Here is a 14,913-nt window from a genome sequence, read left to right on the forward strand (position 1 = left end):
ACGGTGTCAGTCAACAGATTCATTGACTGGTCCACCGCCATCGGGGGCAAGCCCCCTCCCACATTTATTTTGCAGAGTTCTTCAGGTCAGGTTAACGCAGGTTCAGACTGAACCCCACCCGCGTCAACCACTCGGCTTCCTGGGCAAAATCCGCCTGGGTCAGCTGGTTTTCATCCAGCCAGCCTTTCGGGAACACCACATCCAGGCTGTCGCCGTCGGCGCGCAGGGTCACCTGGGGCATTTCCTGGGTACCACGGATGTGGTGGAACAGGATCGCAAAGCGCAGCAACACACACAGGCGGATCAGCTTGATGCCTTCGTCACCGAATTCAGCGAATTTGTCCTTGGGGATGTTACGGCGATGGCCGCGCACCAGCAGGGCGAGCATTTGCTGGTCTTCGCGGGAAAAACCGGCCAGGTCCGAGTGTTCGATCAGGTAGGCGCCGTGCTTGTGGTAATGATAGTGGGCGATGTCCAGGCCCACTTCATGCACCTTGGCGGCCCAGCCCAGCAACTCGCGCCAGACGCCGTCTTCCAGGTCCCAGTCCTCGGCCACCTGGTCGAAGGCGTGCAGGGCTTTGCGCTCCACACGGGCGGCTTGTTTCAGGTCGACGTGGTAACGCTCCATCAACGAGGTGAGCGTGCGCTCACGCACGTCTTCATGGTGGTGGCGGCCTAATAGGTCGTAGAGCACGCCTTCACGCAGTGCGCCATCGCAGTGGTCCATGCGTTGCAGCTCAAGGGCGTCGAAGATCGCTTCGAGAATCGCCAGGCCGGCCGGGAAGATGGTGCGACGATCGGGCTTGATACCGTCGAAGTCGATTTTCTCGGCGTCCCCCAACTTGAACAGCTTACGCTTGAGCCATGCCAGGCCTTCGGCATTTACTTCGCCAGTGCCGTGGCCGCCGGCTTTCAGGGCCAGGCCGATGGCGCGGATGGTGCCGGACGAGCCGATGGCTTCATCCCAGGTCAGGCGGTGCAGGGCGTGCTCGATGCTCATGATCTCCAGCCGCGCCGCCGTATAGGCCTGGGCGTAGCGCGCCGGGGTGATCTTGCCGTCCTTGAAGTAACGTTGGGTGTAGCTGACGCAACCCATCTGCAGGCTTTCGCGCAACAAGGGCTCGAATCTTTGCCCAATGATGAATTCGGTACTGCCGCCGCCGATGTCGGCGACCAGGCGTTTGCCGGGGGTGTCGGCCAGGGTGTGGGACACGCCTAGATAGATCAGGCGCGCTTCTTCACGACCGGAGATGACTTCGACGGGATGCCCAAGGATCTCCTCGGCGCGGCGTATGAATTCGCCACGGTTGCGGGCTTCGCGCAACGCGTTGGTGCCGACGATTCGCACGGCACCCAGGGGCATGCCGTTGATCAACTGGGCAAATCGCTTCAGGCAATCGAGCCCACGCTGCATGGACTCTTCATTGAGCTGGCGCTCGTCGTCGATGCCGGCAGCCAGTTGTACTTTCTCGCCGAGCCGCTCAAGGATGCGGATTTCGCCGTTCTGGGCCTTGGCCACGACCATGTGAAAGCTGTTGGAGCCCAGGTCGATGGCGGCGATCAGGGACAGATTCTTGGCTTGGGATTGCGGCATGGTAAGGGGGTCTCGGTCGATAACCCAGCCATCGTGCCACGATCGACCTTTGGTGCCAACGCGTACGGCTTCGGTAATTTTCCTGCGGGTGTCTATGAGGAATTCTTGTGGGATATGTAGGGAGGTTTTCTAAGTTGAAAGAAAAGTGGTGATTGTCTTTGTAGGAGTTATTAACGATTGATTGTAGTTGTGGTGTTTACGACTTTGCCTACAACGTGGAGATTAATAGCTTGTCGGAATTGACTTTAAACCTACTCGGCACTTAGGTTCGGCCCACTTTTTATTTTTACGCCTCCCACAAATATTGGCGTGTTCTCTGATTCATTAATTAGGTGCCAACGCTACAGACTGTCATCCGGCAATTTTGCCGTGGTGTTATTTATTTATGGTCAGAGTTTTCGGCTGTCGTAAATGCACCTACTCATTACAGATGACAGGTTGAATATGAAAAAAATGCTTGGTGTGACAGTGGGTGCTCTTTGCTTGGCCGCAAGTATTGGGGCCCACGCAGCTGATGTTGCTGAACTGATTGTACGAGGGACTATCAAACCGGTGGCTTGCAACCTTAGCCTCGCCGGTAGCGGCATCGTCGATTACCAGACAATTCCCGCCTCAAGCCTGTCACCGACGAATTTCACTCCTCTTGCCGCGAAAACGGTGAGCTTGAACATCAGTTGCGGCCAATCGCCGGCGCAGTTTCGAGTGGCGCTAAGCGACCTGAAATCCGCCAGCAAGGTGGCAGGCATCCTCGGTGCCGGGTTCACCGAGGCGCAGAACTACGGCCTGGGACTCACCAATAGCAACAAGCGTACCGGTGGGTACTCCGTTACTCTCAAAAACCTGCAATCGTCCAGTGGGGCCCTGAACCCTATCATGCGCACCAGCCAGGGGGCGGCCTGGCAGAACAGTGACGGTAAAGTCGCCCAATCGCCTGCCCAGTATTCGTGGCGTAGCGGTACCACTGCGGTACCTGCATCAATCACCAGTCTTACAGGCACGCTTGAAGTGAAAGCCGTTATCAACCGCACGAACGATTTGGACCTGACCCGTGATGTAACGCTGGATGGTCGCACCAGTCTGTCAGTGGATTACATCTAAGTACGTCATTAATGGCCGACATGAACGCAAAGATACTTACCTCTCTCTGTTAAGTGTCGGCTGTTTTGATGTGTGCGTTTGTTGGTGTTCGACTTTATGGTTGCGGGGAAAATCGGTGAATGCTCTATCAATAATCCTGAAGTCGTTGTTGCGCTATATAAGCTTGTGCCTTTTTTTGTGTGGTATGGCAGTAGCGGACGGAATGCAGCCGGAAACAACCGTTGTCATTCTGAATGAGGAAGAGGGTGAGGCGACACTTAACGTTAAAAATACGGACCCTGGCCCTGCGTTACTTCATTCGGTCATACAAAACATACCGGAAGACCTGGAACCTTTGTTGATCGTGACGCCCCCGATTACTCGGGTCGAAGCGGGTGACACTCAACTGGTGCGCTTCATCAGTACTACGAAGATACCGCTCAAGACCCAGCGCCTGAAACGGGTTTCATTTGAAGGTATCCCCGAGGCACGTGCTCCCGGCGGTGCGACCATTGGTATCACTCTGCGCCAAAGCCTGCCATTGATCCTGCACCCTAAGGGCTTGCCCAGGCATGATGCGCCCTGGCAGTTGCTGACCTGGAAGCGTGAAGGGGATCAGCTGAAGGTCCACAACAACAGCGCCTACGTCGTACGCCTGGGGATGGAAGTACAACTGCACCCGCAGGCAAGCTTTGCAACGTTGCCACGAACCTACATCCTACCTGGCGAAGTGCTGACGCTCGAGTCGGCAGGCCCAGTGGCGGGAGTGGCGTCCGTGGAGATTCATCCGGCCACGGTCTATGGGTTTACGGTGGACAATTACCGCGCGCCCGTTACGGCTGATGCGGATTGACGGGCCTATGAAAAAGATCAGGCATACCCGTCGTTCTGCCAATAGCGTGCCGAGCAATGTTTCCCAGCTTCGTTCCAGAATTCTGCTGGGGCTCGCGACGCTCTGGAGTCTGCCAGGCACCAGCGCAGCGGTTGGGCTGGGGCAGGGTTTTGACGTGGCCGCGTTGACCTCCCTCGGGATTGATCCGCAGGTGTCTGAATACTTTCGCAGCGCAGCGCGCTTTCGTGAAGGTGTCCATGTGGTCGGACTGCGAGTCAATGGCACTCCGTTGGGATTGGTTGACGCGCGTTTCGATTACCAGGGGCAGTTGTGCTTCACCCCCGCGTTGCTGGAAAAGGCCGGTCTGGTTACTCCGTCCAGGCTTCTGCGCGAGGGCATCACCTCTGACCAGGCCTGCCATGATTTCGTTGGGGAATACCCCGCGACCATGGTGCGGCTGCGCCCCAGCAGCGACGAAGTCACCCTGGTGGTGCCGACCCAGTCCCTGCGTGCGCCGGAGTGGGAGGGCGGGAGTTTTTCCGAGGGTGGCGCGGCCGCCATCTTCAACTACGACATATTGGGTTTCGATACCCACTCGCGCAGTGGGTCAAGTCGCTTCGTATCGGCCTATACCGAGGCGGGATTCAATCTGGGTAATTGGATTGTGCGTAGCCGCCAGTTTTATGTTTCCGACAATGGCGAGACGCGCACCGAACAGGTGAACGCCTATGCCCAGCGTGATATCGCGGCGTTGCAGTCGACGTTCCAGGTGGGGCAGATTTCCAGCAATAACCCGATTTTTGGCGGTGTACAACTCACAGGCTTGCAGTTCTCTCCGGACGGCCAGCAGCGCAGTGGTGCGGGCGACAGCAACGTCGTGGTTGAAGGGCTGGCTCAAAGCCAGTCGCGGGTCGAGGTGCGTCAATCGGGTGCATTGATCCATTCCACCCTGGTACCGGAAGGTCCGTTCAGGCTGACCGGTTTGCCGTTGCTGAACAGCACCAGCGATCTCGACGTGAGCGTGATTGACGTGCGTGGGGCAAAGCGCAGTTTTGTGGTGCCCGCTGCGTCCTTTTGGGGTGGGGCTCCGATCGAGCCGGGATATTACTTTTCCCTCGGCAAGGTGCGTGAAACGTCCATCGACAACCAGGATTCACCAGTGGTCGCCATGGGCAGCGGTACCTGGGGGCTGGGCCAGCGCTCGTCGCTGGGCTTCGGTTTGCTGAGTACCGACGAGTACCAGTCGGCCGGCGGATCGCTTAGCAGTGTGTTTTTCCATCAGATGACCGTGGGCGTGCGTCATAACCTGTCCCGTGATGCTCAAGATGAAGTGGGTGGCGCGCGTAGCACGCTATCTTTGGGAGCTCCTCTATTCGCCAATCTTGATATCAACCTGAGCGCTTCGGCACAGACTCGCGGCTACCGTGAGGTACTGGACGCCGGCCAGGCGTCGCGGGGGTACAACCTCGATGCGCGTTTCAAGCGCCAGTACACGGCAGGGTTGAACTGGGCGGACCCGTCCTTGGGCGGCTTCTCCTTCGGTTTTACCCGCAATTCGCAATTCGACGGGCAATCCAACGATCACCTCTTTGTCTCGTGGAACAACACGTTCAACGGCGTGGGTGTTGCACTGATTGCCGACGCCCAGGTAGGTGCGACCGATCCTCGGCGCCTGGACCCGGCTCGGGGCAGCCGCCGCGACGATCGGCTGGATGAGGGCACGTCTGTCAGGCTGCAGGTCACGGTGCCCCTCGGGGCCGATCGGAGTATGAGCACTTACGTCAGTCGTCGAGGTGACCGGCTGGATGCCGGCACCGCCCTCAGCGAGCGGGTCAACGACTATGTGAACTACGAGGTCGGTGTTGATCGGGACATGAAAGAGCGCGAGCAAAGTGTGCGCGGTCGTGTGGACGTCTTACCGCTGTATACCCGCGTGAGCTTGGGTATCGACCGCGATCCGTCGAACACCAACTATTCCGGCCAACTGCAAGGCGGCATCGTAGCCCATGAGCGCGGGGTAACCTTCTCGCCGTATGCGGTGCAGGACACCTTTGGCATTGTTTCGGTGGGCGATATCGGGACGGCCAAGGTTTCGACGCCCCAAGGACCGGTATGGACCGATTTCAGCGGCCAGGCGGTGATCCCCGGGCTGCAGGCCTACAGCAACAACCATCTGCAGGTGCAGACCCAGTCGCTGCCCAAGCGCGTCGACTTGAAGAACGGCACCAAGGTGCTCGCTGCCGGTCGGGGTTCAGTCAATATTCTCCACTTTGATGTGGTGAAAGTCCGTCGTCTGTTGCTTGAAGCCCAGGACGAACAGGGCCGGCCACTGCCTCAAGGCGCCGCAGTGTTCGGTCAGGACAACACCTTTGTGACCAGTGTGGTGGGTGACGGCATGATTTTCCTCAGCAATATCGATGGTCCTCAAACTTTGAAGGTTTCCCTGCCGGATTCGCAATCCTGCCTGCTGCAAGTCGACCCGGAGCAAGAGCCTGACGATGACAAACTCTATGAAACCGCACCGGTGGTCTGCCATGTTCGCTAAGCGCAGGAGCCTGTGGCTGTTGTGGGTGGCCCTTGTGGCGACCCAGGTGCAGGCTGAAAACTGCCGAATGACCCTGAGTGAGCCCCGTGTCGACTATGGTGTGATTCGCCCAGCGCAAGCTTCCTCCAGCAGGGCGCTAATGACGCTGGACACACCGCGCACGCTGCACTTGAGCGTGCTTTGCACGGACCCTTCGGCGATGTCGCTGCGTTTCAACGGTGCAGCCGCCGATGCCCAGGGCTTCCAGTTTGGTCAACAGGGACGTTTTACCTTGAACCTGAAGCAGGCTCAGGTCGACGGCAGGCCGGTATCGTGGCGGTCCGATGACACCTCCAGCGGACAGCTGCTACCGGGTCGTATGTTGTATGCAAGCGTAGGCGGTACGCCGGTGACGGGCCGTCGGCTGACAGCCCAAGTGGAGGTCGCGGTTCAACTGCCGGCCAATGCCCTCGCGGTGTCTCGGGAGACGCTGCTGGAAGGCCATGGCCAATTCGAACTGGTCAGCCCGGCTGTTCCGTAGAACCGATGAAATTGGCCAGCTCGGCGGTTTGCGGGCTAGCGAACAACACTTTGGGGTCGCCCACCTCATGCACCTTGCCCAGGTGCATGAACACCAGCTTGTCGCCGACTTCACGGGCGAAGCGCATTTCGTGGGTCACCATGATCAGGGTCATGCCGTCCTTGGCCAGTTGGCGCACCACGCTGAGCACTTCATTGACCAGTTCCGGGTCGAGGGCCGAGGTGATTTCGTCGCACAGCAGCACCTTGGGTGACATGGCCAGGGCGCGGGCGATCGCCACGCGTTGTTGCTGTCCACCGGACAGGCGATCGGGGAAGGCGTCGAACTTTTCGCCCAGCCCGACGCGCTCCAGCATTTGCCTGGCCAACTGGGCCGCCTTGGCCTTAGGCACTTTCTGCACCACTTGCGGCGCGAGCATGACGTTTTCGCCGACGGTCAGGTGCGGGAACAGGTTGAATTGCTGGAACACCATGCCGACTTTCTGCCGCAGGCTGCGCAGGTCGGCGCGGGCGGCGTCGAGGTATTCGCCATCGACTTCGATCACGCCGTCGTTGATCGACTCCAGGCCGTTGAGGGTACGCAGCAAAGTGGATTTGCCCGAACCGCTACGGCCGATGATCGCGACCACCTGGCCTTCTTCAACGGTCAGGTCGATGCCTTTGAGTACATGGTGATCGCCGTAATACTTATGCAGGGCGGAAATTCTAAGCAGAGGCATGCAGTCTCCTTTCCAGGTAGCGCGCACTGAGGGACAAGGGGTAGCAGAGCAAAAAGTAACCAAGGGCCACCAGGCCGTAGACCATGAAGGGCTCAAAGGTCGCGTTGGCGAGCATGCCGCCGGTCTTGGTCAGTTCGGTAAAGCCGATGATCGAGGTCACGGCGGTGCCTTTGACCACCTGCACCGAAAACCCCACGGTGGGCGCGACGGCAATCCGCAGCGCTTGGGGCAGGATCACGTAGCGCAGTTGCTCAAGCGGGTTAAGTGCAAGGCTGGCCGAAGCTTCCCATTGCCCGTGGGCGATGGAGTCGACGCAGCCCCGCCAGATTTCGGCGAGGTAGGCGCTGGTGAACAACGTCAGGGCAATTGCCGCCGCCAGCCAGGGCGAGATATCCACGCCGAGCAGGGCGATGCCGAAAAACACCAGGAACAGCTGCATCAACAGCGGCGTACCCTGGAACAGTTCGATATAGGTGCGCGCAAGGTTGCGCGGGAACGCGTTGCGGCTGATGCGCATCGTCATCACCAGCAAACCGATCACCCCGCCACCGACAAACGCCACCAATGACAGCAGCAAGGTCCACTGCAGGCCTGTAGCCAGGTTGCGCACGATGTCCCAGAACGAAAAATCACTCATCGGCTGTTCCTCATCACGAAGCGGCGGCCGATCCAGTTGAGCAACTGGCGAATCATCAGCGCCATGCACAGATACACCAGGGTGGTCAGGGCATAGGTTTCAAAGGCGCGGAAGTTGCGCGACTGGATGAAGTTGGCGGCAAAACTGAGTTCTTCCGTGGCGATCTGCGAGCACACCGCCGAACCGAGCATCACGATGATGATCTGGCTGCTCAGGGCCGGCCACACCTTGCCCAGCGCCGGCAGCAGCACTACGTGGCGGAAGGCTTCGAAGCGTGTCATCGCCAATGCGGCGGCGGCTTCCAGCTGCCCGCGCGGTATCGCTTGAATGCCGGCGCGGATGATTTCTGTGGAGTAGGCGCCCAGGTTGATCACCATCGCCAGCACGGCAGCTTGCCACTCGGTGATCTTCAGCCCCAGGGACGGCAGGCCGAAGAAGATGAAGAACAGTTGCACCAGGAACGGCGTGTTGCGGATCAACTCGACATACACACCGAAGATCCACGCAAACGGCTGGATCTTCCACGCCCGCACCACGGCGCCGACGGTGCCCAGGGCCACGCCGAGGATAGCGCCGATGGCCGTCAGCTCCAGGGTGAACAGCGCGCCGCGCAACAGCAGGTCGGTGTTGGCCAGCACCGGCACGAAGTCAAATTGATACGCCATGAGTCAGCTCCGTCGTTTCAGAGATCGGCGGGCAGTGGCTCTTTCAGCCATTGCAGAGCGTTCTTTTCCAGGCTGCCATCGGCCTTGGCCGCGACCAGGATCTGATTGACCTTCTCCAGCAGCGCCGGCTCGTTCTTGTTCACGCCCACGTACACCGGCGAATCCTTGAGCTTCACTTTCAGCGCGGGCACGCGTTTCGGGTTGCGTTCGCTGATCGCCACCATCACCACGTTACCGCTGGCGATCAGGTCGACCTGGCCGGCCAAGTAGGCGGCGATGGTCGAGTTGTTGTCTTCGAAACGCTTGATCGTGGCTTCCTTGGGCGCGACGGCGGTCAGCTCGATATCTTCAATGGCGCCACGGGTCACGCTGATGGTCTTGCCCTTGAGGTCGTCGGTGCTGCTGATGGCCGCTTCAGGCGGGCCGAACACGGCCAGGTAGAACGGTGCATAGGCCTTGGAGAAGTCGATGACCTTTTCCCGCTCGGCGTTCTTGCCCAGGCTGGAGATCACCAGGTCGACCTTGCCGGTGGTGAGGAAGGGAATGCGGTTGGTGCTGTTGACTGGGGTGAGTTCCAGCTTGACCTTGAGCTGGTCGGCCAGCAGCTTGGCGGTGTCGATGTCCAGGCCGCGGGGCTTCATGTCGGGTCCGACCGAGCCGAATGGCGGGAAGTCCTGAGGCACGGCGACCTTGAGGGTGCCACGGGCGACGATGTCGTCCAGACCGTTGGCCTGGGCGGGTGCCTGGCTCAGCATCAGGCTGGCAAACAGGGCAGTAAGCAGGGCGCTGTAGCGCTTGGTCATGGCAACTCTCCGAGAAGGGCGAAGGAATTTTCTGGATTTGCTCAGTGCACAGCCCATGCCATCACGCTCAATAACGCCTGAAAGCCAGGCACCCATTGCGTTTTGGTGGTCGGACTGGTCTGAACAGTTCGCGGACTTTTCGCACCCTTTTCGAGCGCCGACAAAACTCCGCGAGCCCCTTTGGGGCGTGGCTTGCCGCCGGCTGCGAATAGCTTTACAACTAGCCGCTCAGTTGACTGGAACCTTGAGTTTTCTATGAATTCCATCGCCCAAGCCGTACCGGAAGCGGCCCTGCAGGCCATACGCAAACTGATCAAGGAGCAAGGCTTCGGGCCGGGCGATGCACTGCCGTCCCAACGCGACCTGGCGGTGCAGTTGGGCGTGAGCCGGGCGTCGTTGCGCGAGGCGTTGTCGTCCCTCAGCGCGCTGGGTGTGGTCAGCGTGCAGCCCGGCAAGGGCGTGTTCGTGCAGGCCGCGGAGGAATCGCCAGGGTTTGCCTGGCCCTTTGCGGCCCAGGCCACGCCGCTGGATATCTTCCAGTTGCGCTATGCGCTGGAAGGGTTCGCGGCGGGATTGGCGGCGGTGACGCTGACCCTTGATGAGCTGGACAGCCTGGAAGATAACGTCGAGGCCATGCGCAAGGTACTCAAGACTGGCGACTTCGAGGCGGCCGCCCGACTGGACTTCGAATTCCACCAGCGCATCCTGCTGGCCAGCGGTAATCAGGCCATGGTGAGCATCCTGAGTGCCAGCGCCGAGGTGTTCCTGGAGAGTCAGAAGCTACCGTTCATCCGGCCGGAGCGGGCCATGGAAACCTGGCAGGAACACCGCCGGATCCTGCGCGCCCTGGCCCGGCGCGCCAGTGCGGCGGCGCAGAAAACCATGCAGGAACACGTGCGCAATGCGGCGCTGCGTACAGGTATTGCCTTCGTGATTCCCGTCACGCCCTGAGTTGGGCTATACCCAAACTCATGCATCACCATAGCAAGACTCAATCAGAGGCGGCTTCCTGAACGGTGGAAGGGCGGCTATGATGGGCCACGTTTTTTTTGCTTACAATCCGGAGACATCCATGAGCAACGATCTTATCAAGCACGTCACCGACGCGACCTTTGAGGCCGAAGTACTCAAGGCTGCTGGCCCGGTGCTGGTTGACTACTGGGCTGAATGGTGTGGCCCTTGCAAAATGATCGCTCCAGTCCTGGACGACATTGCGACCACCTACGAAGGCAAGCTGACCATTGCCAAGCTCAACATCGACGACAACCAGGAAACCCCGGCCAAGCACGGCGTGCGTGGTATCCCGACCCTGATGCTGTTCAAGAACGGCAACGTCGAAGCGACCAAAGTAGGCGCGCTGTCGAAGTCTCAGCTGCAAGCTTTCCTCGACGCGAACATCTAAGCGTCGTCAAAAAAGCCCCGCAAATAGCGGGGCTTTTTCGTGAAACAGGGCTAGACGCTCCGAAACTCAGGTGGTACATTCGGCCCCGCACTGGTTTCTCCACTGCCCCCTGCATGCCGTCGCCGACGCACTCCTTTTCGATTAGTACGCGATCCTGTCGCCTTCTCCGCGGCGCGGCCTCATTAAGCCAAAAGCTTAATTTCCCCCCTCCATAAATGATTACGTCATTCCTATATGAATCTGACTGAACTCAAGCAAAAGCCGATTACCGACCTGCTCCAGCTGGCCGAAGAAATGGGCATAGAAAATATGGCCCGTTCGCGCAAGCAGGACGTGATTTTCTCCCTGCTGAAAAAGCACGCGAAAAGCGGCGAGGAAATCTCCGGTGATGGCGTGCTGGAGATTCTCCAGGACGGCTTCGGCTTCCTCCGCTCTGCTGACGCCTCCTATCTTGCCGGCCCAGACGATATCTACGTCTCGCCGAGCCAGATCCGTCGCTTCAACTTGCGCACCGGTGACACCATCGTTGGCAAGATCCGACCTCCGAAGGAAGGCGAGCGTTATTTCGCCCTGCTCAAGGTCGACACGATCAACTTCGATCGTCCCGAGAACGCGAAAAACAAGATTCTCTTCGAGAACCTGACGCCGCTGTTCCCGACCGTGCGCATGAAGATGGAAGCCGGCAACGGTTCCACCGAAGACCTGACCGGTCGTGTGATCGACCTGTGCGCCCCGATCGGCAAGGGCCAGCGTGGCCTGATCGTCGCACCGCCGAAAGCCGGTAAGACCATCATGCTGCAGAACATTGCAGCGAACATCGCGCGTAACAATCCTGAAGTTCACCTGATCGTGCTGTTGATCGATGAGCGTCCGGAAGAAGTGACCGAAATGCAGCGCACCGTGCGCGGCGAAGTGGTTGCCTCCACGTTCGATGAGCCGCCAACCCGCCACGTGCAGGTTGCCGAAATGGTGATCGAGAAGGCCAAGCGCCTGGTCGAACACAAGAAGGACGTGGTGATCCTGCTCGACTCCATCACCCGTCTGGCCCGTGCCTACAACACCGTGATCCCGAGCTCCGGCAAGGTATTGACCGGTGGTGTCGATGCCCACGCCCTGGAGAAGCCGAAGCGTTTCTTCGGCGCCGCGCGGAACATCGAAGAAGGCGGCTCGCTGACCATTATCGCCACCGCACTGGTTGAAACCGGTTCGAAGATGGACGAAGTGATCTACGAAGAGTTCAAGGGTACCGGTAACATGGAACTGCCCCTGGACCGTCGCATCGCGGAAAAACGCGTGTTCCCGGCGATCAACATCAACCGTTCCGGCACTCGCCGCGAAGAGTTGCTGACCGCCGACGACGAACTGCAGCGCATGTGGATCCTGCGCAAGCTGCTGCACCCGATGGACGAAGTGGCAGCCATCGAGTTCCTGATCGACAAGCTGAAAACCACCAAGACCAACGACGAGTTCTTCCTGTCGATGAAACGTAAGTAATACGACGTTTCAGGTCCGAAAGAATGGCGCCCCCAGGGGCGCCATTTTTTTGCCTGAAATCTTTAACCACCGCTGGTGGGCAATTGCGCCGTCGATAGGGCTGCCAGCCGCCCTCAGAGCAGGTACGATGTACGCCTATTTTACGGGTGGCATGGTTAATGAAATTCAAGGATCTTCGGGATTTCGTGCAGCAACTTGAGCAGCGCGGAGAGTTGAAACGTATTCAGGTGCCGGTTTCCCCGGTCCTGGAAATGACTGAGATTTGCGACCGCACCCTGCGTAACAAGGGCCCGGCGCTGCTGTTCGAGAACCCGACCGGCTTTGATATCCCGGTGCTCGGCAACCTGTTCGGTACCCCCGAGCGCGTGGCCTTTGGCATGGGCGCCGAGTCGGTCAGCGAGCTGCGCGAGATCGGCAAGCTGCTGGCCTTCCTCAAGGAGCCCGAGCCGCCCAAGGGGCTCAAGGACGCCTGGTCGAAGCTGCCTATCTTCCGCAAGATCATTGCCATGGCCCCCAAAGTGGTCAAGGACGCGGTGTGCCAGGAAGTGGTCATCGAAGGCGACGATGTCGACCTGGCCATGCTCCCGGTGCAAACCTGCTGGCCCGGCGATGTCGGCCCGCTGATCACCTGGGGCCTGACCGTCACCAAGGGCCCGAACAAGGACCGCCAGAACCTCGGTATCTACCGCCAGCAAGTGATCGGCCGCAATAAGGTGATCATGCGTTGGCTGAGCCACCGTGGCGGCGCGCTGGACTTCCGCGAATGGTGCGAAAAACACCCCGGTAAGCCGTTCCCGGTCTCCGTGGCCCTGGGCGCCGACCCGGCCACCATCCTCGGCGCCGTGACCCCGGTGCCCGACAGCCTGTCCGAATACGCCTTCGCCGGCCTGCTGCGGGGTAACCGCACCGAGTTGGTGAAGTGCCGTGGCAACGACCTGCAAGTGCCGGCTACTGCCGAAATCATCCTCGAAGGTGTGATTCATCCGGGCGAAATGGCCGATGAAGGCCCTTACGGCGACCACACCGGCTACTACAACGAAGTCGACAGCTTCCCGGTGTTCACCGTCGAGCGCATCACCCACCGGATCAAACCGATTTATCACAGTACCTACACCGGCCGTCCGCCGGATGAGCCGGCGATTCTGGGCGTGGCACTCAACGAAGTATTCGTGCCGATCCTGCAAAAGCAATTCCCGGAGATCACCGACTTCTACCTGCCGCCGGAAGGCTGCTCGTACCGCATGGCCATCGTGACCATGAAGAAGTCGTACCCAGGCCATGCCAAGCGGGTAATGCTCGGTGTGTGGTCGTTTTTGCGACAGTTCATGTATACCAAGTTCGTTATTGTCACCGACGACGACATCAATGCCCGCGACTGGAACGACGTGATCTGGGCCATCACCACGCGCATGGACCCCAAGCGCGACACGGTGATGATCGACAACACGCCGATCGACTACCTCGACTTCGCCTCTCCGGTGTCGGGCCTGGGTTCGAAGATGGGCCTGGACGCCACCCACAAGTGGCCGGGTGAAACCACCCGCGAATGGGGTCGGGTGATCGTCAAGGATGAAGCTGTCACCGCCCGTGTCGATGCGATATGGAAAGAATTGGGAATAGATTGATGCGTGTAACCCTGCAACCTTCCGGCGCCGTGCTGGAGCTGGTCCCCGGCGAGCGAATCCTCGAAGGCGCGCGCCGCCTAGGGTACGAATGCCCTCAGGCCTGTCGCAACGGCGTGTGCCACGTGTGTGCCGCGCTGCTGGTGGAAGGCCGCGTGCAGCAGGCCGGTGAAGTGCGTGATCACGGTGAGTTCTACACCTGCATTGCCGAGCCACTGGAAGATTGCATTGTGTTGTGGGATGGCGTGCTGGCGCCGGGAGAGTTGCCGTTGCGCAAGTTGTCGTGCCAATTGAGTGAATGCGTCGAGGTGGGTGGCGATGTATGGCGGGTGCGCCTGCGTGCACCGGCCGGCAAGGCGGTGCGTTACCACGCCGGGCAATACCTGATGATCGAACGCGAGAACGGCGAGAAGTCCGCGTTTTCCCTGGCCTCGGCCCCCCACGCCGGGCGCGAGCTGGAGCTGCATGTGCTGGCCCGCGAGGACAGCGCGCGCACGTTGCTGGAGCAGTTGCAACGCAACCAGATGGCCCGCATCGAGCTGCCATTTGGCGACACCCACCTGGCCGAGCTGCCGGATGGGCCGCTGGTGTTGATCGCTGCTGGCACCGGCATGGCGCAGATGCACAGCCTGATCGAACATTGCCGCGCGTCCGGCTTCAAGCACCCGGTGCACCTGTACTGGGGCGTGCGTCGCCCGGAAGATTTCTACCAGATCGAACACTGGGAGCAGTGGCTGCAACTGCCCAACCTGTTCCTGCACAAAGTCGTCAGTGACCTGTGCGGCTGGGAGGGGCGTTGCGGGTTGTTGCATGAAGCCGTGTGCGAAGACATCACCGACCTCAAGTCGGTACACGTCTACGCCAGCGGTTCACCGGCCATGATCTACGGCACGTTGGACGCATTGGTCGAGGCTGGTATGGATGCGCACCAGATGCGTGCCGATGTGTTTGCCTACGCGCCACGTCCCTAAAGACGAGACCCCTTTGTAGGAGCCGGCTTGCCG

At 59.9% G+C, this 14,913-nt stretch carries 14 protein-coding genes; 9 read left to right on the forward strand and 5 right to left on the reverse strand.

From position 1 onward, the window contains the following. Positions 1 to 91: 91 nt before the first annotated feature. On the reverse strand, positions 92 to 1,594 hold the full coding sequence (ppx, locus tag EJ576_RS01760; RefSeq protein ID WP_164393856.1) for an exopolyphosphatase: 1,503 nt from the start codon (positions 1,592 to 1,594) through the stop codon (positions 92 to 94). A 444-nt stretch (positions 1,595 to 2,038) separates the two neighbouring features. Between ppx and EJ576_RS01765 the strand changes: the two genes are divergently transcribed. From EJ576_RS01765 to EJ576_RS01780, 4 genes are all read left to right on the forward strand, one after another. Beyond that, positions 2,039 to 2,692, forward strand: a complete 654-nt coding sequence (locus EJ576_RS01765; RefSeq protein WP_123475104.1) for a DUF1120 domain-containing protein — start codon at positions 2,039 to 2,041, stop codon at positions 2,690 to 2,692. A gap of 115 nt (positions 2,693 to 2,807) precedes the next feature. Beyond that, positions 2,808 to 3,524, forward strand: coding sequence for a fimbria/pilus chaperone family protein (locus EJ576_RS01770; protein ID WP_371923927.1), 717 nt, complete (start codon positions 2,808 to 2,810; stop codon positions 3,522 to 3,524). Positions 3,525 to 3,531: 7 nt separating this feature from the next. Next, the gene (locus EJ576_RS01775; protein WP_256656582.1) at positions 3,532 to 6,048 is read left to right on the forward strand and encodes a fimbria/pilus outer membrane usher protein; all 2,517 of its coding nucleotides are present in this window, start codon (positions 3,532 to 3,534) and stop codon (positions 6,046 to 6,048) included. Further along, positions 6,038 to 6,568, forward strand: a complete 531-nt coding sequence (locus EJ576_RS01780; protein ID WP_178083515.1) for a hypothetical protein — start codon at positions 6,038 to 6,040, stop codon at positions 6,566 to 6,568. The genes EJ576_RS01775 and EJ576_RS01780 overlap by 11 nt, the downstream gene beginning before the upstream one ends. On the opposite strand, the gene EJ576_RS01785 is transcribed toward EJ576_RS01780, so the two are convergent. The 4 genes from EJ576_RS01785 to EJ576_RS01800 are packed head-to-tail and all read right to left on the reverse strand — an operon-like array spanning position 6,549 to position 9,391. Beyond that, entirely contained in the window at positions 6,549 to 7,286 is a 738-nt protein-coding gene (locus EJ576_RS01785) for an amino acid ABC transporter ATP-binding protein (RefSeq protein ID WP_126569473.1), read from the reverse strand. The two genes, EJ576_RS01780 and EJ576_RS01785, sit on opposite strands and share 20 nt — an antisense overlap. Further along, positions 7,273 to 7,923 carry an amino acid ABC transporter permease gene (locus EJ576_RS01790; protein WP_028618409.1) on the reverse strand — a complete coding sequence of 217 codons (651 nt, stop codon included), beginning with the start codon at positions 7,921 to 7,923 and terminating at the stop codon, positions 7,273 to 7,275. Before EJ576_RS01790 ends, EJ576_RS01785 begins: the two co-directional genes overlap by 14 nt. Further along, positions 7,920 to 8,588 (reverse strand): amino acid ABC transporter permease, encoded by a 669-nt coding sequence (locus EJ576_RS01795; RefSeq protein ID WP_028618408.1) that lies wholly within the window; start codon positions 8,586 to 8,588, stop codon positions 7,920 to 7,922. Before EJ576_RS01795 ends, EJ576_RS01790 begins: the two co-directional genes overlap by 4 nt. A gap of 17 nt (positions 8,589 to 8,605) precedes the next feature. After that, positions 8,606 to 9,391: a transporter substrate-binding domain-containing protein gene (locus EJ576_RS01800; protein ID WP_095013955.1), complete on the reverse strand. Its 786-nt coding sequence runs from the start codon at positions 9,389 to 9,391 to the stop codon at positions 8,606 to 8,608. 255 nt (positions 9,392 to 9,646) lie between these two features. Here EJ576_RS01800 and EJ576_RS01805 point away from each other — a divergent pair, with 255 nt between their 5' ends. The 5 genes from EJ576_RS01805 (at position 9,647) to EJ576_RS01825 (ending at position 14,880) form a co-directional block, all read left to right on the forward strand. Beyond that, positions 9,647 to 10,342 (forward strand): FadR/GntR family transcriptional regulator, encoded by a 696-nt coding sequence (locus tag EJ576_RS01805; RefSeq protein ID WP_028618406.1) that lies wholly within the window; start codon positions 9,647 to 9,649, stop codon positions 10,340 to 10,342. A gap of 121 nt (positions 10,343 to 10,463) precedes the next feature. After that, the gene (gene trxA / locus EJ576_RS01810) at positions 10,464 to 10,793 is read left to right on the forward strand and encodes a thioredoxin TrxA (RefSeq protein WP_015886460.1); all 330 of its coding nucleotides are present in this window, start codon (positions 10,464 to 10,466) and stop codon (positions 10,791 to 10,793) included. 234 nt (positions 10,794 to 11,027) lie between these two features. Further along, positions 11,028 to 12,287 (forward strand): transcription termination factor Rho, encoded by a 1,260-nt coding sequence (gene rho / locus EJ576_RS01815; RefSeq protein WP_003176825.1) that lies wholly within the window; start codon positions 11,028 to 11,030, stop codon positions 12,285 to 12,287. A 158-nt stretch (positions 12,288 to 12,445) separates the two neighbouring features. Further along, entirely contained in the window at positions 12,446 to 13,912 is a 1,467-nt protein-coding gene (gene ubiD / locus EJ576_RS01820) for a 4-hydroxy-3-polyprenylbenzoate decarboxylase (RefSeq protein ID WP_122729800.1), read from the forward strand. Further along, positions 13,912 to 14,880, forward strand: coding sequence for a CDP-6-deoxy-delta-3,4-glucoseen reductase (locus tag EJ576_RS01825; protein WP_126569474.1), 969 nt, complete (start codon positions 13,912 to 13,914; stop codon positions 14,878 to 14,880). Before ubiD ends, EJ576_RS01825 begins: the two co-directional genes overlap by 1 nt. Positions 14,881 to 14,913 lie beyond the last annotated feature (33 nt).

Source organism: Pseudomonas sp. C 49-2 (assembly GCF_003970195.1).
In the GTDB taxonomy this organism is placed as follows: Bacteria; Pseudomonadota; Gammaproteobacteria; order Pseudomonadales; family Pseudomonadaceae; genus Aquipseudomonas; species Aquipseudomonas canadensis.